Here is a 17,580-nt window from a genome sequence, read left to right as displayed (position 1 = left end):
TTACGCCATGACCGATACCGAAGTAAAGGCGCCAAAAATCGAATTCCCCCAGGTTGATTATCCGGTTAAGGTAATCAGCGATACGGGCGTCGGGCACAAAGACAAGATCATCGAGATCGTGAAGAAATTCGCGACTATCAACGATGAACGTGTCGACGAACGCTCGAGCAGCAACGGCAAATACACCACCATCCAGCTGCACATCGTCGCGACCGATCAGGATCAGCTGTACAACATCAACAGCGAACTGCGGGCGACCGGTTTCGTACACATGGTGTTGTGATGCCGGGCACGCTGGGCTTTCGCGAACTTGGCCAGATGGCTTACGAGCCGGTCTGGCATGCCATGCAACGCTTCACCAACGAACGCGGCAGCGATGCCGCCGACGAAATCTGGCTGGTCGAGCACCCTCCGGTGTTCACCCAAGGCCAGGCCGGCAAGGCCGAACACCTGTTGCTGCCGGGCGATATCCCGGTGGTACAGGTCGATCGCGGCGGGCAGGTGACTTATCATGGCCCGGGCCAATTGGTGGCTTACCTGTTGCTGGATGTGCGCAAGCTGGGCTTTGGCGTACGTGATCTGGTCACGCGCATGGAACACTGCCTGATCGAATTGCTGGACAGCTACGGCGTGACCGCTGTAGCCAAGCCAGATGCTCCCGGCGTCTACGTCGACGGAGCGAAAATCGCTTCTCTGGGTTTGCGGATTCGCCACGGTTGCTCCTTTCATGGCCTGGCCCTGAACGTGGATATGAACCTGGAGCCGTTTCGACGGATTAATCCCTGCGGCTATGCCGGGCTGGCGATGACCCAGCTGAGCGATCACGCAGGATCGATTGAATTTGCCGAGGTAAGTGCCCGGCTGCGCGCGCAGCTCGTCAAACACCTCGACTATGCTGAGCAGACGACCCTGACGGGCGGAATCGACTGATATGACTACTGATGCAGTGCAAACCATGATCCCGACGCTCGACGTGACCGAGCGCCCGGCCCCGCGTCCCAAGGTTGAAGCCGGCGTCAAGCTGCGCGGCGCCGAGAAGGTTGCACGCATTCCGGTCAAGATCATTCCGACCACCGAACTGCCGAAGAAACCTGACTGGATTCGTGTACGTATCCCGGTTTCGCCGGAAGTCGACCGGATCAAGAGCCTGCTGCGCAAGCACAAGCTGCACAGCGTCTGCGAAGAAGCGTCCTGCCCGAACCTGGGCGAGTGCTTCTCCGGCGGCACCGCGACCTTCATGATCATGGGCGACATCTGCACCCGTCGCTGCCCGTTCTGCGACGTTGGCCACGGCCGTCCGAAGCCACTGGACGTCAACGAGCCGGAAAGCCTGGCGATCGCCATTGCCGACCTGAAGCTCAAGTACGTGGTGATCACCTCGGTTGACCGCGACGATCTGCGTGACGGCGGTGCCCAGCACTTTGCCGACTGCATTCGCGAGATCCGCAAGCTGTCGCCTAACGTGCAGCTGGAAACCCTGGTCCCGGACTACCGTGGCCGCATGGACATCGCCCTGGAAATCACCGCCGCCGAGCCGCCGGATGTGTTCAACCACAACCTGGAAACCGTTCCGCGCCTGTACAAGGCTGCGCGTCCGGGTTCGGATTACCAGTGGTCGCTGACCCTGCTGCAACGCTTCAAGCAGATGATGCCGCACATCCCGACCAAATCCGGCCTGATGCTGGGTCTGGGCGAGACCGACGAAGAAGTCATCGAAGTCATGAAGCGCATGCGCGAACACGACATCGACATGCTGACCCTCGGCCAGTACCTGCAACCGTCGCGCAGCCACTTGCCGGTGCAGCGTTTCGTGCACCCGGACACCTTCGCCTGGTTCGCCGAGGAAGGTTACAAGATGGGCTTCAAGAACGTTGCTTCCGGCCCGCTGGTACGTTCCTCGTATCACGCCGACGAGCAGGCGAAACTGGTCAAGGCTGAACTGCTCGGTTCCTGATCCGGCGCTGATAGCCTCGAAAAATACCCGCTTCGGCGGGTATTTTTGTTTGGGCCTGCCGCGCACTCTTTTGTTTGTCTCTGTACCTGACTACTGTGTGTTCATGAATTCACAGGGAGACCCATGGATGACCGTTCGACCGACTCACACCCTTTTTCCGCATAAGCCTGTGCCGGCGCTGCCGTCCGAAGGACTGATCGGTGTGATTGCCCCCGCCGGCCCCGGTGCACTGGACACTGACAAGGCTGTGCAGTGGATGCGTGCCCGCGGCTATGCACTGAAGGTGTTCCCCGGTGTCTACGAGAAGGACGGCTATCTGGCCGGCAGCGATGACGTGCGCCTCAACGACCTGCACGCCGCTTTCGTCGACCCTGAAGTCGACGCGATCATTTGCCTGCGCGGTGGTTACGGCACGCCGCGCCTGCTGGACCGGATCGATTACGACTTGCTGAGTCGTCACGCCAAGCCGTTTGTCGGCTACAGCGACATCACCGCACTGCATCTGGCGATCAGTCGCTACGCAGGGTTCGTGACCTTCCATGGCCCGCTGCTCAATGCCGACCTGCTGGGCGACAAGGAGCCACCTACCGTCACCTCATTCTTCGCCATGTTGCGCGGTCAGTTGAAGGCGGGGAGTGTGTTGAGCCATCCGGTGGCTTATCCATTGACCACGGTCGAACCTGGCATCGCTCACGGGCGTTTGCTTGGCGGCAATCTGGCGATGATTGCCTCGACGCTGGGCACACCTTATGAGATTGACGTCGAGGGCGTGATTCTGCTGATCGAAGACGTCAACGAGCCGCTATATCGGATTGACCGTTTGCTCACGCAGATGCGCCTGGCTGGCAAGCTGGCCAGATTGCGCGGTGTGCTGGTGGGGGATGTCGCCGGGGTGGATGTCGAGGCGTTGAATCGCTTGCTCAAGCAGACCTTCGAGCCGTTACGGATTCCGGTGCTGTCGGGGTGGCGCAGCGGGCATTGTGATCCGAACCTGACGCTGCCGATGGGGGCGCTGGTTCGCTTGGATGCCGGGAAGAAGGAATTGATGTTGGAACAGGATGTAGTGATCAAACGCTAGGGTTTGGTTGCCAGTGAGTCAGTCTTCGGGAGCAAGCCCCCTCCCACATTTGATTTGTGTCGTACACGGAACCAATGTGGGAGCGGGCTTGCTCGCGAAGGCGGCATCAGCCATACGACGATCTTTCTATTGGGAGCGCAGGCTCTCAAGCAACTTATGCGTCGGATAACCATCCGCCGGCCAGCCAAACGACTGCTGGGCACTGCGGATCGCCTTGCGGGTATTGGCGCCAATAATCCCGTCCGCCGTGCCCGCATCGTAATTACGCGCGCTCAGCAGGTTCTGCAATTCGATGCGTTCGGAACGGCTCAGTGGCAGATCGTCTTTCGGCCATGTGCCATTGATCAGGCCTGCGCCATTGAAGCGCTCGGACAACAGACTGACCGCCAGTGCATAGGACGACGAGTTGTTGTACTTGAGGATCGCCCGGAAGTTATCGAGGATCAGGAACGCCGGGCCACGGTAGCCGGCCGGCAGCAGCAGGGCGGCAGACAGCTGTTCCGAGCCGGCCGGGGCCTGACCGCCATTGGGCAGGATCACTCCCAGTTGCCGCCATTCAGCGACGGTCTTGCGAATCGCGCCATCGGCCAAGGTGTAGTTGAAGCCGCTCGGTAGCTGCACTTCAAAGCCCCACGGCTGACCACGCTGCCAGCCTGAGCTTTGCAGGTAGTGTGCGGTGGAGGCCAGCGCATCGGCGGGGCTGCCCCAGATGTCGCGGCGGCCGTCACCGTCGAAATCCACGGCGTGGGTGTTGTAGGTGGTCGGAATGAACTGGGTCTGGCCCATCGCACCCGCCCACGAGCCGAGCATCTTTTCTGGCGTGATGTCGCCCTGTTGCAGGATCTGCAGCGCCGCGATCAGTTGTGCATGAGCAAATGCGGGGCGACGGCCTTCGTAGGCCAGGGTCGCCAGCGAGTTGATCACCGATTTGCTGCCCTGGAACTGACCGAAGTTGCTTTCCATGCCCCATACCGACACCAGTGCCTGGCGATCCACGCCATAACGCTGTTCGATGCTTTGCAGGATGTCGGCGTACTGGCTGATCAGCGCCTGCCCCTTGCGCACTCGCAGCGGCGACAGGGCGCCATCGAGGTATTCCCATACCGGACGAGAGAACTCCGGCTGACTGCGGTCGGCTTTGATCACGCTGGCATCGAAGCTGACATTGGCAAACGCGCGGTCGAACAGATCGGCGCGGATCCCGGCTGCCAAGGCATCCTTGCGGAAACCCGCCTGCCATTCGGCAAAGGTCTGGGTTGGCTGAAGATCAAGCGGGTCAGCGGACGGCACTACCGGCGGGATGATTGCCGGGGCTGTTGCGATAGGGGCGGCTTGAAGGGGTTGCGCATCGGCGGCGGTAGGTTTTTCCGCGCAGGCGACAAGCAGAATGAAGCTGGAGGCAGCGATCAGTTGGCGAACGGGCCAACGACGGGAAAGACTGAAGGGCATGCACAGTTCCAGGGGATACGAATCAGGTGCAGACCTTAACATGACCAGGGGGTGCTGTGCTTCAGGCAGCCAGAAAGTAAGAAGCCTCCCAGCTATTAGACTGGAAGGCTTCGCGGCGGTAGCTGCCTTTACCCTTGGTTGGTCGTTCCTGGCGACTGCGGAACAGGGGTTGGGCGATGATGGATTTGGCCTTGTTCGGGCCATGTTTCGATGGCTTTTTGCTCATGAGGGTTCTCTCGGTAGGTGGGTGCTGCGGGGCGAATAATCTGCCGAAGCCGCGCGTCTGTCCAGCCTCTATTGCGTAGGAATATTCTGACGCCTTCGCGAGCAAGCCCGCTCCCACAGTCGACCGAGTTCTATCATGTGAATGCGATCGACTGTGGGAGCGGGCTTGCTCGCGAAAGGGCGTTATGCGGTTGAACGTCTTACTCGGCGGGCAGTGAAAGACGCTGGCCCGACATCAACAGCGCCAACCGGCTCAGACTCATCCACGGCGAACCGGCGGCCTGACCCTTGATCTGCGCATCGATGCGCTGGGCTTCGAGCAACAACTGCGCCCAGCGTTGCGCCGAGTAGCGTTGCAGGGCTTTGCTCATCAGGGGTTTGCGCTTGTCCCAGACTGGCGGTTTCGCCTGGCTGAAGCACTTGTCCAGCGGCGTGCCCTGGCTGTACTGCAGCGAGATATTGGCCAGCAGGCGCAACTCCCGCGCCAGTGCCCAGAGAATCACCGGTGGCTCGACGCCTTCACCGCGCAGGCCTTCAAGCATGCGCAAGGCGTGGGCCGGTTCGCCGTTGAGTACGGCGTCGGTCAGGCCAAACACGTCGAAGCGCGCACTGTCGGCCACCGCGGCCTGCACGGTTTCGACGGTGATCTGCCCACCTTCGGCCATCAACTTGAGCTTTTCGATTTCCTGCGCAGCGGCGAGCAGGTTGCCCTCGACGCGTGCAGCAATCAATTCCACCGCGTCCTGGCTGGCCGACAAACCGGCTTGCGACAGACGCTGGCGGATCCAGCTCGGCAACTGGTTGGCATCCACCGGCCAGATCTGGATGAACTGGGTCTGCTGGCCTTCGACCAGGGCCTTGCCCCACTTGGTTTTCTGCGCACTGCCGTCGAGCTTGGGCAAGCTGATCAGCAGCACCGTGTCTTCAGCGGGGCGCGAGCAGTATTCGATCAGCGCGGCAGCGCCCTTGTCACCGGGCTTGCCCGAAGGCAGGCGCAGTTCCAGTAGGCGTTTTTCGGCGAACAGCGACATGCTGGCGCCGGCCTGCAACAAGGTCCCCCAATCGAAATTGGCGTCGGCGGCGAACACCTGGCGTTCGTCGAAACCTTGCTGGCGGGCAGCACTGCGAATGGCGTCGGCGGCTTCCTGGCACAACAGCGGGTCATCGCCGCTGATGATATAGACGGGCGCGAGCGCGCCTTGCAGGTGTTTGCCGAGTTGAGCGGGAGCGAGCTTCATAAGAGAGGGCGAACGGGGCGCCTGAGCGCCCCGTACGTCTTACTGCTGCGGCAGTTCGAGCGGCGACTGACGCGGGGTTTCCGCTTCAGCTTTCTGTGCCGCCTTCAGCGCGTCGGCTTCAGCCCGGGCACGGTCGTTGGCCGCTTGCTGCAATTGCTGCAGTTGGCCCGGCGTCAGCTGTTGCAGGCGCAGCATCATGCGCTGAACCAGTTCGCGACGGGTTTCGCGACGGGCGTCGTTGGCTTCCTGATCGGAGCCGACGAGGTTGTTGCCGTCGTGGATGAACACTTTCTGCACTTCAAGCTTGTCGCTCAGCAGGTTCAGATTGTGTTCGCCTACGATGTCGTAGTTCAGCACGGTGGTCACTTGGTACTCACCCGTACGACCGGCGCCAGCGTAGCTGAGGATGCGCTGGTTTTCCTGTTCGTCAGCCAGATACAGCTTGTACGGTGCACCGCTGTAGACCTTGACGCCGCTGGACTCCAGCACCTGACGCAGCTGGGTGACGGTCTCGCCATACGCGTTACGGGCGCTCAGATCGAGCTCCTTGATCGACAGTTCGTTGGTGCCGGTGCCACGCAGCTGGAAACCGCAGGCGCTCAGCAGAACGGCGAGGCCCATCACCAGCAGATTGCGTTTGATCATTGTGTTGCTCCCCTTGAAACCATGTGGGCCGACCCTGCGGCCCGAAAGGTTTTACAGTGCGTCAGGCGAACCTGACGCCCAATCCAATTTAGCTGGCGACGATGTTAACCAGTTTCCCTGGTACAACGATCACTTTGCGAATGGTCAGACCGTCGACGAAACGCAGCACGTTTTCGTTGGCGCGGGCCGCCGCTTCAACTTCTTCGCGGGTGGCGCTGGCCGGCATTTCGATCTGGCCACGCAGCTTGCCGTTCACTTGAATGACCAGTTGCAGGCTGTCCTGCACCAGTGCGCTTTCATCGACCGCAGGCCAGCTGGCATCGATCACCGGGTCAGCGTGGCCCAGTTGATTCCACAGCTCATGGCTGATGTGCGGCGTGATCGGAGCCAGCAACAACGTGACAGCTTCCAGACCTTCGTGAATCAGCGCGCGGTCCTGTTCGGTGCCTTGCGCAGCTTTTTCCAGCACGTTCATCAGCGTCATCACCTGAGCGATGGCGGTGTTGAATTTGTGGTTCTGGCCGACGTCATGGCTGGCCTGTTTGATGGCCAGGTGGATGGCGCGGCGCACGGCTTTCTGCTCGTCGTTCAGGCCTGCGATGTCCAGTTTGCCCGGCAGGCCCTGGGTCACATGGGCCTGCGCCAGACGCCAGACGCGCTTGAGGAAGCGGTGCGAGCCTTCAACGCCGGAGTCCGACCATTCGGCGCTCATGTCCGGCGGCGAAGCGAACATCATGAACAGGCGGCAGGTGTCGGCGCCAAACTGATCGATCATCGACTGTGGGTCGACACCGTTGTTCTTCGACTTGGCCATTTTCTCGGTGCCACCGATTTCCACCGGCAAGCCGTCGGATTTCAGTTTGGCGCTGATGACCTTGGCCTTGCTGTCACGCTCCAGTTCCACGTCCGCCGGGTTGAACCAGGTGTAGGCTCCGTTGGCTTCGCGACGGTAGTAAGTTTCGGCGATCACCATGCCCTGGGTCAGCAGGTTCTTGAACGGCTCGTTGGAGCTGACCAGACCTTCGTCACGCATCAGCTTGTGGAAGAAGCGCGCGTACAGCAGGTGAAGAATGGCGTGTTCGATGCCACCGATGTACTGATCCACCGGCAACCAGTGGTCGGCCGCGGATTTTTCCACCAGGCCACCTTCGAAGTGCGGCGAGGCGTAACGGGCGTAGTACCACGAGGACTCGACGAAGGTGTCCATGGTGTCGGTTTCACGCTTGGCAGGCTGGCCGCATTTCGGGCAGTTGCACTCGTAGAATTCCGGCATGCGCGCCAGCGGCGAACCGGCGCCGTCCGGCACCACGTCTTCCGGCAGAACCACCGGCAACTGGTCTTCCGGCACCGGCACGTCACCGCAGGTGGCGCAGTGGATGATCGGAATCGGGCAGCCCCAGTAGCGCTGACGGCTGATGCCCCAGTCGCGCAGGCGGAACTGGGTACGCGACGCGCCGAGGTTTTTCTTGATCAGGGCGACTTCCATGGCGTCGAACGCGCCGGTGAAGTCCAGGCCGTCGAACTCGCCGGAGTTGATCAGCGTGCCGTGCTCGCCGTAGGCGTCTTGCCACGGAGCCGGGTTGGTGTCACCGGAGCTGGTGCGCACCACCGATTTCACCGGCAGGTTGTATTTGTGGGCGAATTCGAAATCGCGCTCGTCGTGCGCCGGAACCGCCATCACCGCGCCGTCGCCGTAGTGCATCAGCACGTAGTTGGCGACCCATACCGGAAGTTTTTCACCGGTCAGCGGGTGCTCGACGAACAGGCCGGTCGGCAGGCCTTTCTTCTCTTGAGTGGCGACGTCGGCTTCAGCCACGCTGCCGCCCTTGCATTCAGCGATGAACGCTTGCAGCTCAGGGTTGTTCTGCGCGGCCTGGGTGGCCAGCGGGTGCTCGGCAGCCACGGCAACGTAGGTCGCGCCCATCAGGGTGTCCGGACGGGTGGTGAAGACCTTGAGGGTGCCTGCTTCGCCGATCGAGTCGACGTTGTACGGGAACTGCACTTCCATGCCGCGGGATTTGCCGATCCAGTTGCGCTGCATGGTCTTGACCTGTTCCGGCCAGCCAGTCAGTTCGTCCAGGCTCTCCAGCAGCTCATCCGCGTAAGCGGTGATCTTGAAGTAGTACATCGGGATTTCGCGCTTTTCGATCAGCGCGCCGGAGCGCCAGCCGCGACCGTCGATCACCTGTTCGTTGGCCAGCACGGTCTGGTCGACCGGGTCCCAGTTCACGGTGCCGTTCTTGCGGTAGATCACGCCTTTTTCGAACAGGCGAGTGAACAGCCATTGTTCCCAGCGGTAGTAATCCGGTTTGCAGGTGGTCACTTCACGGGACCAGTCCACCGCCAGGCCCAGACTGCGCAGCTGGGACTTCATGTAGGCGATGTTTTCGTAGGTCCACTTGGCGGGCGCCACATTGTTCTTCATCGCGGCGTTTTCCGCCGGCATGCCGAAGGCGTCCCAACCCATCGGTTGCAGAACGTTCTTGCCTTGCATGCGCTGGTAGCGGGAGATCACGTCGCCGATGGTGTAGTTGCGCACGTGCCCCATGTGTAGCTTGCCGCTGGGGTAAGGGAACATCGACAGGCAGTAGTAGGTTTCCTTGCCTGGCTGTTCACTGACTTCAAAGGACTTTTGCTCGTCCCAGAACGACTGGGCGGCGGCTTCGATTTCACGGGGCTGATATTGTTCGTGCATGGCTACTTTTGTACTGGATAGGGGTGGCCTAATCCTCTTCAACGCGCCCTCCGGGGATGCTCCGGACAGGCTGGAAGTGGAATGACAGGAAGCGCCGTAGCATACATGACCGCGCTTGGCCTAGGGAAACCCTGATTACAGCTGTCTGGCCCCGGAAAACCGTGGCGAGGGCCGTTGGTCGCGGCGTTCAGCCGGTTTGTGCAGCGAAGCTAAGCTCTTATTGGGGAGTGAGTCTTATCTTCAATGAGGTGAGGGATGGTGGAGCAACGGCAAAAAAACGTGACGAAACCCGAGTTGTATGAACGGTTGATGGATCGTCTGGGCATGGCGCTCGACGCTGCAAAGACCGCTGGCCGGCTGCGCGATGAGCGCCCCGTGGAACTGGAATTGCGTGGCTTGAGCCCCGCCGAGTTCAAACTGGTCAAGGCCTATCTGGATCGCAGTGAGCGTGAATCGCATGGATACCTGTCGCAGGCAGTGAAACAGCTCGATGCAGCACATTCAGCCAAGGTCATCTGGCTCAAGGACAAGGCGCCCGGCAGAGACACCGTAAAGGTTCGTTCTGTGCAGGCCAAGTAATCGCATGGCAGGTCAAGTAACGGATCTTTTCCAACAGGATCCTACCTATCGGTTGTAACGTTTCATTAACACTCTTAGGCTTCGGGCATCTCTGGAGATGCCCCGATGCCTTTGCGTTACTTCATCAAACAACTGCTCTTGCCGCCCGGCATTCTTTTGCTGCTGTTGCTGCTCGCCTGGTGGCTGCGTCGCTCCCGGCCACGGCTGGCCGGCCTGTGTTTTGCCCTTGGCCTGGGTGGTTTCTGGCTGATGAGCCTGCCGGTGGTGGTGCAATGGGGCGCCAAAGCGCTGGAGCGTGAGCCGCCGCTGCCCCGTGAGTCGTGGTCGATATTGGCGCAGCGCGCCGATGCCATCGTGGTGCTGGGTTCCGGGCGCGAGCGCGGCGATCTGGCCTGGGGCGAGGACCAGCCAACCGGCGTGGGGCTGGAGCGTCAGCGCTATGCCGCGCGACTGGCCAAGGCCTCCGGGCTGCCGATTCTGACCAGCGGTGGCCTGCATTACGGCACGCCGCCGACCGAGGCGAAGCTGATGGCCGATTCGTTGCGCGATGATTTCGGCGTGACCACGCGCTGGCAGGAAGGCGAGAGCCGTACCACCTGGGAAAACGCCAAATTCAGCGCCGACATCTTGTTGCCACAAGGCATCAAGCGCGTCGTGGTGGTCACGCAGGCCTGGCACATGCCGCGCGCCGTGTGGTGTTTCCAGCAGGCAGGATTCGAAGTGGTGCCGGCGCCTGTCGGGTTTCTCGGGACCGATAATGCGCGCCCGTTTGGTGGCTGGCTGCCGGAGTTCAAGTCGATCTGGCAGAGCGGGCAGTTGCTGAATGAGGCGGTGGGGCAGGTGGGGTATTCGTTGTTTTACCGCTAAGAGCACTGTTTTGAGAGGGCTTCCGTGGCGAGGGGATTTATCCCCGATGGGTGGCGAAGCCGCCCCAAACCCTGCATCTCGGACTTTCAGGTAAATCGAGTGCAATGGATTTGCGATGACTGCGTCATCGATCGGGGATAAATCCCCTCACCACAGTGTTTATGGATCGCTTTTAAAGGGTTTTCGACATCCGGCTTGCCATCAGCGCCCAGCCAAACAGCAGCACACAGACGATGATCAGCGGCCATGAACGCCATTGCAGGTACGGCGTCAGGTTGTGCATCGGCACCACTTCGCCATACAGAATGCCCTGTTCGAACTGCGGGATCTGCTCGGTGATCTGCCCGAACGGGTTGATCAGCCCAGTCACGCCATTGTTCGTAGCACGGATCATCCAGCGGCCTGCCTCAAGTGCGCGCATTTGCGCCATTTGCAGGTGTTGCAGCGGGCCGATCGAGGTGCCGAACCAGGTGTCGTTGCTGATCGTCAGCAGCAGATCGCTGCGTGCCGACAGCCCAGCGGCGAATTCCGGGTACACCACTTCGTAGCAGATGAATGGCGCGATTTGATAACCCTTGGCCTGCAGCAACGGCTGATCCGCCGGCCCGCGAGCGAAGTCGGACATTGGCAAATCAAAGAACGCAATCAACCCGCGCAGCAGATCCTGCAACGGTACGTATTCACCGAACGGCACCAGTTTCTGCTTGAGGTAAGTGCCATCGCCCTCGCCGACCACGGTGATGCCGTTGAAGAAGCGTTTTTCGTGGCGGACCGTCTCGCGGATCGGCACGCCGGTGATCAGCGCCGATTTACGCTCGGCGGCGAAGTTACCCATCATGTTCAAGTAGCCCTCGGCGGACTCCTTGAGCACCGGCACGGCGGTTTCCGGCCAGATCAGCAGGTCCACCGGCTTCGAGCGAAAACTCAGGTCGCGATACAGCGCCAGTTGCGCGTTAAGCTGCGCCGGATCCCATTTCATGCTTTGTTCGACGTTGCCCTGAATCGCAGCGACGCTCAGTGCCGGGCCGGACGGACTGGTCCAGGCGTGGCCCTTGAGCGCAATACCCGCCACCCATGGCCCGACCAGCAACAGCAAACCGGCCGCGATAAAGCCTTTACGACCGGTTTGCAGCAGGCGCGGTGCGTTGTAGATCAGCGCCGCAGTCAGCGCCAGAACGAACGACACCAACCACATGCCGCCCACCGGCGCGAGCCCGGCCAATGGGCCGTCGAGCTGACTGTAACCGGAGTAGAGCCATGGAAAACCGGTGAGAAACCAGCCACGAAACGCTTCCTGACCGACCCACAGCGCGGCAAACGCCAGCGCATCGGCCAACGGTGCCTCGTTGCGGCGCAACCAGCGCGCCCAGACCCACGCGGGCAGGGCGAAGAACAGCGCGATCGCTGCGGTGAACAGCAGCATCAGGAACCCGGCCAGCAGCACCGAGGCACCACCGAAGTGGTGGATGCTGTAGTAGATCCAACTGGTGCCGGCGCCGAACAGGCCGAAACCGAAACACCAGCCACGGCCCAGCGCCTGACGCGGTTTCAGCTCGCGCAGGCCGGCGTAGAACAGCCCAACCGCGAGTAAAGCCAGCGGCCAGATGTTGAACGGGGCCAGGGCGAAGGTGGTGATTGCACCGGCCGCCACGGCCAGCAGGTTACCGGGCCAGCCGGGGCGGGTTGTCCAGCGCATTTCAGTCCTTAGATTTCTTACCGGGCGATAGGGGTCAGTCGCAGCAAATGAATCCGACGGCTGTCGGCGTTCAGGATGCGGAAACGATAGGCGCCGATTTCAGTGATTTCGTTGCGTTTTGGCAAGTGCCCGAACGCGCTCATCACCAGACCGCCAACGGTGTCGAACTCGTCGTCGGAGAATTCGCTGTCGAAGAACTCGTTGAAGTTCTCGATCGGTGTCAGGGCCTTGATCAGGAAATCACCGCTGGGCAGCGGCTTGATGTAGCTGTCTTCTTCGACGTCGTGCTCGTCTTCGATGTCGCCGACGATCTGCTCCAGCACGTCTTCAATCGTCACCAGACCGGCCACGCCGCCGTACTCGTCGATGACGATGGCCATGTGGTTGTGGTTGGCGCGGAATTCACGCAGCAACACGTTCAGACGCTTGGACTCCGGCACGAACGTGGCCGGGCGGAGCAGGTCCTTGATGTTGAAGCTGTCGCCGTTCTCCTTGAGGATCAGCGGCAGCAGATCCTTGGCCAGCAGCACGCCCATCACGTCGTCGTGGCTTTCGCCGATGACCGGGTAGCGCGAGTGGGCCGAGTCGAGCACGGCAGGCAGGAATTCACGAGGGGTCTGGGTCGCCTTGATGCTGATCATCTGCGAGCGCGGGACCATGATGTCGCGTACTTGCAGGTCAGCCACCTGAATGGCGCCTTCGACGATGGCCAGCGCTTCGCTGTCCAGCAGTTTGTTCTGATGTGCATCACGCAGCAGCTCAAGCAGCTCCTGACGGTTCTTCGGCTCGTGGGCAAAAGCCTGGGTCAGTTTACCCAGCCATGACTTCTGCCCGTTGCTCGATCGATCTTCGCTCATAGCGATTACTCTGAATCCTTTGTTGTAACGATAGGGGAGGTTTCGGCTTCGTCGTCCGCGTACGGATCGGGATAGCCCAGTTCGGCAAGCAACTCGCGTTCCAGTGCTTCCATTTCTTCGGCTTCGTCGTCATCTATATGGTCGTAACCGAGCAGATGCAAGCAGCCGTGAATGACTAGATGTGCCCAATGGGCCTGGAGTTCCTTGCCTTGTTCGGCAGCTTCGCGCTCGACCACGGCCACGCAGATCACCAGATCGCCGAGCAGCGGGATGTCGAGAAACTCGTCCGGGACTTCGGCCGGGAACGACAGGACGTTGGTCGCGTAATCCTTATGGCGCCAGGTGTGATTCAGCTCACGACCTTCTTCCTCGCCAACCAGACGAATGGTCATTTCCGAGTCGGCGCTGCGCTGGCGCAGGGCCAGTTCGCACCATTTGCGGAAGTCGGCTTCACTCGGGGCGTTCGCTTCGGTAGCGATTTGCAGATCCAGCTCAAGCATCGCGCGAGGTTTCCCTGGCGGCTTCGGCACGGGTCTCGAAGCGCTCGTAGGCCTCGACGATCCGTTGCACCAACGGGTGGCGCACGACATCTTTGGGCTGGAAGTGGGTGAAACTGATGCCCGGGACATCCTTGAGTACTTCGATCACATGATGCAGCCCGGACTTGGTGCCGCGCGGCAGGTCGACCTGGGTGATGTCGCCGGTGATGACCGCGGTGGAGCCAAAGCCGATCCGGGTCAGGAACATTTTCATCTGCTCGACAGTGGTGTTCTGGCTTTCGTCGAGAATGATGAAGCTGTTGTTCAGCGTACGACCGCGCATGTAGGCCAGCGGCGCGACTTCGATCACCTGGCGCTCGATCAGCTTGGCCACATATTCGAAGCCGAGCATTTCGTAGAGGGCGTCGTACAGCGGGCGCAGGTACGGGTCGATCTTCTGGCTCAGATCACCGGGCAGGAAGCCGAGCTTTTCACCGGCTTCAACCGCCGGACGCACCAGCAGGATGCGGCGGATCTGCTCGCGCTCCAGGGCATCAACGGCGCAAGCCACGGCCAGATAGGTCTTGCCGGTACCGGCCGGACCAATGCCGAAGTTGATGTCGTTGCCGAGGATTTCCTTCACGTAGCGCAGCTGATTCAGGCCGCGTGGGCGAATCATGCCTTTCTTGGTGCGCAGGGCGACGGAGGCTTCGGCGGGGGCGTGGTTGTCCAGTTCGACGACGGCCGATTCCTGGAGGAACAGGTGCACCATGTCCGGCGACAGCTCGGTACCCTTGGTTTCGCGGTACAGGCGGCGCAGCAGGTTTTCCGCAGACGTGGTGTGCTTGGGGTCGCCGATCAGCTCGAACTGGTTTCCGCGATTGCGGATCTCGATGGCCAGGCGCTGTTCGATCAAGCGCAGATGCTCGTCGAATTGCCCGCACAGATTGGCGAAGCGGCGAGCCTCAAAGGGCTCGAGGATAAAACGATGTGGTTCTATGGGTGCGTTCAAGGTCGTATTTAGCCGCCCTGGGGCAATTAAGATGAAATCAAGGATAACGCCAGTGGCGTGGGTGCGAAAGCTCTTAAATATCGATGCGAGTCTGGAAAGCCTTTCTGTGGCGGGTGGAGTTATCTGTGGCGAGGGGATTCATCCCCGATGGGCCGCGGAGCGGCCCCAAAACCAGAGCTTTCGGTATGGCAGATTCACCACAACTTCAGCTTTGGGTCGGCTGCGCCAACCATCGGGGATAAATCCCCTCACCACAACAGCCCTACTACAGAAGACGCGCGGTGTTATTGAATCAGCGAGCCGCGCAGCGAGTGCGGTTGCGCCGCGTCGATGTGCACGTCGGCGAACTGGCCGATCAGGGTCGGATTGTCGCAGCGGAAGTTGACGATACGATTATTCTCGGTACGCCCTTGCAGCTCGCCCGGGTCTTTCTTCGAGTAGTCGGTGACCAGAATGCGCTGGATCGAACCGACCATTTGTCGGCTGATCTCGAACCCTTGCTGATTCAAACGATGCTGCAAGGCGTTCAAGCGTTCTTTCTTCAGCTCCTCCGGGGTGTCATCGGCCAGATCGGCCGCCGGGGTGCCCGGGCGCTGGCTATAGACGAACGAGTAGGAGAAGTCGAAACCGACGTCGGCAATCAGCTTCATGGTCTGTTCGAAGTCTTTCTCGGTTTCGCCGGGGAAGCCGACGATGAAGTCCGAGCTGATGCAGATCCCTGGCACGGCAGCGCGCAGTTTACGCAGCTTGGATTTGTACTCCAGCGCGGTGTGGTTGCGCTTCATCGCCGCGAGGATCCGGTCGGAACCCGACTGGACCGGCAAGTGCAGGTGTTTGACCAGCTCCGGCACTTCGGCGTGGGCCTGGATCAGGCTGTCGGAGAACTCCAGCGGGTGCGAAGTGGTGTAGCGGATGCGGTCGATGCCGTCGACAGCGGCGACCACGCGGATCAGCTCGGCCAGATCGGCCAGACGTCCATCGTGGGTCAGGCCGCGATAGCCGTTGACGTTCTGCCCGAGCAAGGTCACTTCACGCACGCCGTTTTCCGCGAGGTGGATGATCTCGGCAATCACGTCATCGAACGGCCGGCTGACTTCTTCGCCACGGGTGTAGGGCACCACGCAGAACGTGCAGTATTTGCTGCAGCCTTCCATCACCGACACGTAAGCGCTCGGGCCGTCGATGCGCGGCTCGGGCAGGTGGTCGAATTTTTCGATTTCCGGGAACGAGACGTCGACTTGCGGCAACTTGCTGCTGCGTGCGGCGTCGATCATTTCCGGCAGACGGTGCAGGGTCTGCGGGCCGAAGACCACGTCGACATACGGCGCGCGATCACGGATCGCCGCGCCTTCCTGGCTGGCCACGCAACCGCCGACGGCGATCACCATGTCCGGATTGGCCAGTTTCAGTTCACGCCAGCGGCCGAGCTGCGAGTACACCCGATCCTGGGCACGTTCGCGGATCGAACAGGTGTTGAGCAGAATCACGTCGGCGTCTTCCGCACGGGCGGTGACTTCCAGGGCCTGATGTTCGCCCAGCAGATCGACCATGCGCGAGCTGTCGTACTCGTTCATCTGGCAACCGTGGGTTTCGATGTAAAGCTTCTTGGCCATGGAGTAAGGTCGTCACCTGATTCAAAGAACCGCGCATTATAGGGAACAAGCCCTCAGGTTCCTACCGCTGTGCGTCCGGCGGCTATGCTATAGTTTGCGCCCTCATTTTTATCCCCGATGTTATCCCCCCGCCATGACCAAACGCGAAGCTCCAATCTATAAGGTGATTTTCCTCAACCAGGGCCAGGTGTTCGAAATGTACGCCAAGCAGATCTATCAAAGTGATCTGTGGGGTTTTCTGGAAGTGGAAGAGTTCGTCTTTGGCGAGCGCACGCAAGTGGTGGTCGATCCGAGCGAAGAGAAGCTCAAGGCGCAGTTCGAAGGCGTGGTGCGCAGCTTTGTGCCGATGCATTCGATCGTGCGCATCGACGAGGTGGAACGTCTGGGCACCCCGAAAATCAGCGAAGCCCGTGGCGCGGTCGGCAATGTGATGCCGTTTCCGATGCCGATGCCTGAGAAGTAAGCCCGGATCTGGATTTGAAATGATTTGTGGCGAGGGGATTTATCCCCGATCGACTGCGAAGCAGTCGCAAGTCCATTCAGCAAGGTATGTCAGAAGGAGCTTGATTGCAGGGTTTTGGGGCTGCTTCGCAACCCATCGGGGATAAATCCCCTCGCCACAAAAGCTCCTATGGCAATGGCGAAAACGGCGTACGCCCATCGGCGCTCTGCAGTTCCATCAGGTATTTACGGAAAATTTGCCCGAGCACCTGGGTCGCGGTTTCGAGGTCTTCGCGGGACATTTTTTCCGAGACCTCGTCGGCGGTGTCCAGCGCATCTTCGGCGCCGTTGACCGCGGCCATCTTCAGCACGATGTAGGCCTGAATGTTGTTGGCCTGCACGCCTTCGCCGTGGAAGAACATGGTACCGAGCTTGAACTGTGCCTGAGCATGGCCTTGCAACGAGGCTTTTTCGAAATAGCTCAGGGCTTGATTGAGGTCGCGTGGCGCATTCTTGCCGTCGTAGTAGAACTCACCCAACTCGTATTGCGCTTGCGCATCCCCTTCGTCCGCCGCTTTCTGACAGGCGGCCAGTGCCTGCGTGACGTCTTGCGGCTGAGTGTTGAGGGTGCAACGACCCATCGCCGGGATCAACAACGAGTTGCCGCCTGCTTGTGCATGCGCGAGCAGGGGCTGAAGGAGCAACAGGCAGCCCAAGGCAAGGGTGCGGCCGGTGCGGTTCATGGGAATCGA

The 17,580-nt window shown here is 60.7% G+C and carries 18 protein-coding genes; 7 read left to right on the top strand and 11 right to left on the bottom strand.

Annotated elements, in window-relative coordinates:
* Window positions 1–7 precede the first annotated feature (7 nt).
* From ACOYXI_RS15670 to ACOYXI_RS15655, 4 genes are all read left to right on the top strand, one after another.
* Window positions 8–283 (top strand): DUF493 domain-containing protein, encoded by a 276-nt coding sequence (locus ACOYXI_RS15670; RefSeq protein ID WP_003228544.1) that lies wholly within the window; start codon window positions 8–10, stop codon window positions 281–283.
* Entirely contained in the window at window positions 283–930 is a 648-nt protein-coding gene (gene lipB / locus ACOYXI_RS15665; RefSeq protein ID WP_098965778.1) for a lipoyl(octanoyl) transferase LipB, read from the top strand. Before ACOYXI_RS15670 ends, lipB begins: the two co-directional genes overlap by 1 nt.
* A gap of 25 nt (window positions 931–955) precedes the next feature.
* Entirely contained in the window at window positions 956–1,954 is a 999-nt protein-coding gene (lipA, locus tag ACOYXI_RS15660) for a lipoyl synthase (protein ID WP_160768663.1), read from the top strand.
* Between the two features lie 127 nt (window positions 1,955–2,081).
* Window positions 2,082–3,032: a S66 peptidase family protein gene (locus ACOYXI_RS15655; protein ID WP_135296632.1), complete on the top strand. Its 951-nt coding sequence runs from the start codon at window positions 2,082–2,084 to the stop codon at window positions 3,030–3,032.
* A 126-nt stretch (window positions 3,033–3,158) separates the two neighbouring features.
* Here ACOYXI_RS15655 and ACOYXI_RS15650 read toward each other — a convergent pair whose 3' ends face one another.
* The 5 genes from ACOYXI_RS15650 to leuS all read right to left on the bottom strand — a co-directional run bounded on the left by ACOYXI_RS15650 (window position 3,159) and on the right by leuS (window position 9,284).
* Window positions 3,159–4,481 carry a lytic murein transglycosylase gene (locus ACOYXI_RS15650; RefSeq protein ID WP_461675035.1) on the bottom strand — a complete coding sequence of 441 codons (1,323 nt, stop codon included), beginning with the start codon at window positions 4,479–4,481 and terminating at the stop codon, window positions 3,159–3,161.
* Between the two features lie 61 nt (window positions 4,482–4,542).
* Complete coding sequence (arfA, locus tag ACOYXI_RS15645; RefSeq protein ID WP_027612891.1) at window positions 4,543–4,707, bottom strand: alternative ribosome rescue factor ArfA; 165 nt, start codon at window positions 4,705–4,707, stop codon at window positions 4,543–4,545.
* Window positions 4,708–4,906: 199 nt separating this feature from the next.
* Window positions 4,907–5,944, bottom strand: coding sequence for a DNA polymerase III subunit delta (holA, locus tag ACOYXI_RS15640; protein ID WP_003228535.1), 1,038 nt, complete (start codon window positions 5,942–5,944; stop codon window positions 4,907–4,909).
* A 39-nt stretch (window positions 5,945–5,983) separates the two neighbouring features.
* Complete coding sequence (locus ACOYXI_RS15635; protein WP_007960576.1) at window positions 5,984–6,589, bottom strand: LPS-assembly lipoprotein LptE; 606 nt, start codon at window positions 6,587–6,589, stop codon at window positions 5,984–5,986.
* Window positions 6,590–6,677: 88 nt separating this feature from the next.
* Window positions 6,678–9,284 carry a leucine--tRNA ligase gene (gene leuS / locus ACOYXI_RS15630; protein WP_461675034.1) on the bottom strand — a complete coding sequence of 869 codons (2,607 nt, stop codon included), beginning with the start codon at window positions 9,282–9,284 and terminating at the stop codon, window positions 6,678–6,680.
* A gap of 255 nt (window positions 9,285–9,539) precedes the next feature.
* Here leuS and ACOYXI_RS15625 point away from each other — a divergent pair, with 255 nt between their 5' ends.
* Together ACOYXI_RS15625 and ACOYXI_RS15620 are read left to right on the top strand one after the other, a co-directional pair.
* On the top strand, window positions 9,540–9,863 hold the full coding sequence (locus ACOYXI_RS15625; RefSeq protein ID WP_096796296.1) for a hypothetical protein: 324 nt from the start codon (window positions 9,540–9,542) through the stop codon (window positions 9,861–9,863).
* Window positions 9,864–9,968: 105 nt separating this feature from the next.
* Window positions 9,969–10,730 carry a YdcF family protein gene (locus tag ACOYXI_RS15620; RefSeq protein ID WP_461675033.1) on the top strand — a complete coding sequence of 254 codons (762 nt, stop codon included), beginning with the start codon at window positions 9,969–9,971 and terminating at the stop codon, window positions 10,728–10,730.
* 172 nt (window positions 10,731–10,902) lie between these two features.
* Here the strand turns inward: ACOYXI_RS15620 and lnt are convergent, their stop codons facing one another.
* The 5 genes from lnt to miaB form a co-directional block, all read right to left on the bottom strand.
* The gene (lnt, locus tag ACOYXI_RS15615; protein WP_134787404.1) at window positions 10,903–12,426 is read right to left on the bottom strand and encodes an apolipoprotein N-acyltransferase; all 1,524 of its coding nucleotides are present in this window, start codon (window positions 12,424–12,426) and stop codon (window positions 10,903–10,905) included.
* A gap of 17 nt (window positions 12,427–12,443) precedes the next feature.
* Window positions 12,444–13,283 carry an HlyC/CorC family transporter gene (locus ACOYXI_RS15610; protein WP_003228526.1) on the bottom strand — a complete coding sequence of 280 codons (840 nt, stop codon included), beginning with the start codon at window positions 13,281–13,283 and terminating at the stop codon, window positions 12,444–12,446.
* Between the two features lie 5 nt (window positions 13,284–13,288).
* The gene (gene ybeY / locus ACOYXI_RS15605) at window positions 13,289–13,783 is read right to left on the bottom strand and encodes an rRNA maturation RNase YbeY (RefSeq protein WP_330207154.1); all 495 of its coding nucleotides are present in this window, start codon (window positions 13,781–13,783) and stop codon (window positions 13,289–13,291) included.
* Complete coding sequence (locus tag ACOYXI_RS15600; RefSeq protein ID WP_007960560.1) at window positions 13,776–14,774, bottom strand: PhoH family protein; 999 nt, start codon at window positions 14,772–14,774, stop codon at window positions 13,776–13,778. Before ACOYXI_RS15600 ends, ybeY begins: the two co-directional genes overlap by 8 nt.
* Window positions 14,775–15,058: 284 nt before the next feature.
* Window positions 15,059–16,387: a tRNA (N6-isopentenyl adenosine(37)-C2)-methylthiotransferase MiaB gene (gene miaB / locus ACOYXI_RS15595; RefSeq protein WP_007960557.1), complete on the bottom strand. Its 1,329-nt coding sequence runs from the start codon at window positions 16,385–16,387 to the stop codon at window positions 15,059–15,061.
* Between the two features lie 133 nt (window positions 16,388–16,520).
* Between miaB and ACOYXI_RS15590 the strand changes: the two genes are divergently transcribed.
* Entirely contained in the window at window positions 16,521–16,850 is a 330-nt protein-coding gene (locus ACOYXI_RS15590; protein ID WP_003185742.1) for a DUF1820 family protein, read from the top strand.
* 166 nt (window positions 16,851–17,016) lie between these two features.
* Here ACOYXI_RS15590 and ACOYXI_RS15585 read toward each other — a convergent pair whose 3' ends face one another.
* Window positions 17,017–17,571 (bottom strand): tetratricopeptide repeat protein, encoded by a 555-nt coding sequence (locus ACOYXI_RS15585; RefSeq protein WP_003228518.1) that lies wholly within the window; start codon window positions 17,569–17,571, stop codon window positions 17,017–17,019.
* Window positions 17,572–17,580: the final 9 nt, after the last annotated feature.

The sequence above is a fragment of the Pseudomonas sp. G3-19 genome (assembly GCF_054855875.1).
Note: the sequence above shows the minus strand (reverse complement) of the source record. Positions and strands in the feature narration are given on the sequence as shown.

What these genes read in the sequence shown, in the direction of transcription:
- lnt (WP_134787404.1), bottom strand. Translation starts at nt 12,426, where the DNA reads ATGCGCTGGACAACCCGCCCCGGCTGGCCCGGTAACCTGCTGGCCGTG.
- ACOYXI_RS15610 (WP_003228526.1), bottom strand. Translation starts at nt 13,283, where the DNA reads ATGAGCGAAGATCGATCGAGCAACGGGCAGAAGTCATGGCTGGGTAAA.
- leuS (WP_461675034.1), bottom strand. Translation starts at nt 9,284, where the DNA reads ATGCACGAACAATATCAGCCCCGTGAAATCGAAGCCGCCGCCCAGTCG.
- ACOYXI_RS15650 (WP_461675035.1), bottom strand. Translation starts at nt 4,481, where the DNA reads ATGCCCTTCAGTCTTTCCCGTCGTTGGCCCGTTCGCCAACTGATCGCT.
- ACOYXI_RS15590 (WP_003185742.1), top strand. Translation starts at nt 16,521, where the DNA reads ATGACCAAACGCGAAGCTCCAATCTATAAGGTGATTTTCCTCAACCAG.
- ACOYXI_RS15625 (WP_096796296.1), top strand. Translation starts at nt 9,540, where the DNA reads ATGGTGGAGCAACGGCAAAAAAACGTGACGAAACCCGAGTTGTATGAA.
- ACOYXI_RS15620 (WP_461675033.1), top strand. Translation starts at nt 9,969, where the DNA reads ATGCCTTTGCGTTACTTCATCAAACAACTGCTCTTGCCGCCCGGCATT.
- ACOYXI_RS15635 (WP_007960576.1), bottom strand. Translation starts at nt 6,589, where the DNA reads ATGATCAAACGCAATCTGCTGGTGATGGGCCTCGCCGTTCTGCTGAGC.
- lipB (WP_098965778.1), top strand. Translation starts at nt 283, where the DNA reads ATGCCGGGCACGCTGGGCTTTCGCGAACTTGGCCAGATGGCTTACGAG.
- arfA (WP_027612891.1), bottom strand. Translation starts at nt 4,707, where the DNA reads ATGAGCAAAAAGCCATCGAAACATGGCCCGAACAAGGCCAAATCCATC.
- ACOYXI_RS15655 (WP_135296632.1), top strand. Translation starts at nt 2,082, where the DNA reads ATGACCGTTCGACCGACTCACACCCTTTTTCCGCATAAGCCTGTGCCG.
- holA (WP_003228535.1), bottom strand. Translation starts at nt 5,944, where the DNA reads ATGAAGCTCGCTCCCGCTCAACTCGGCAAACACCTGCAAGGCGCGCTC.
- lipA (WP_160768663.1), top strand. Translation starts at nt 956, where the DNA reads ATGATCCCGACGCTCGACGTGACCGAGCGCCCGGCCCCGCGTCCCAAG.
- ybeY (WP_330207154.1), bottom strand. Translation starts at nt 13,783, where the DNA reads ATGCTTGAGCTGGATCTGCAAATCGCTACCGAAGCGAACGCCCCGAGT.
- miaB (WP_007960557.1), bottom strand. Translation starts at nt 16,387, where the DNA reads ATGGCCAAGAAGCTTTACATCGAAACCCACGGTTGCCAGATGAACGAG.
- ACOYXI_RS15585 (WP_003228518.1), bottom strand. Translation starts at nt 17,571, where the DNA reads ATGAACCGCACCGGCCGCACCCTTGCCTTGGGCTGCCTGTTGCTCCTT.
- ACOYXI_RS15670 (WP_003228544.1), top strand. Translation starts at nt 8, where the DNA reads ATGACCGATACCGAAGTAAAGGCGCCAAAAATCGAATTCCCCCAGGTT.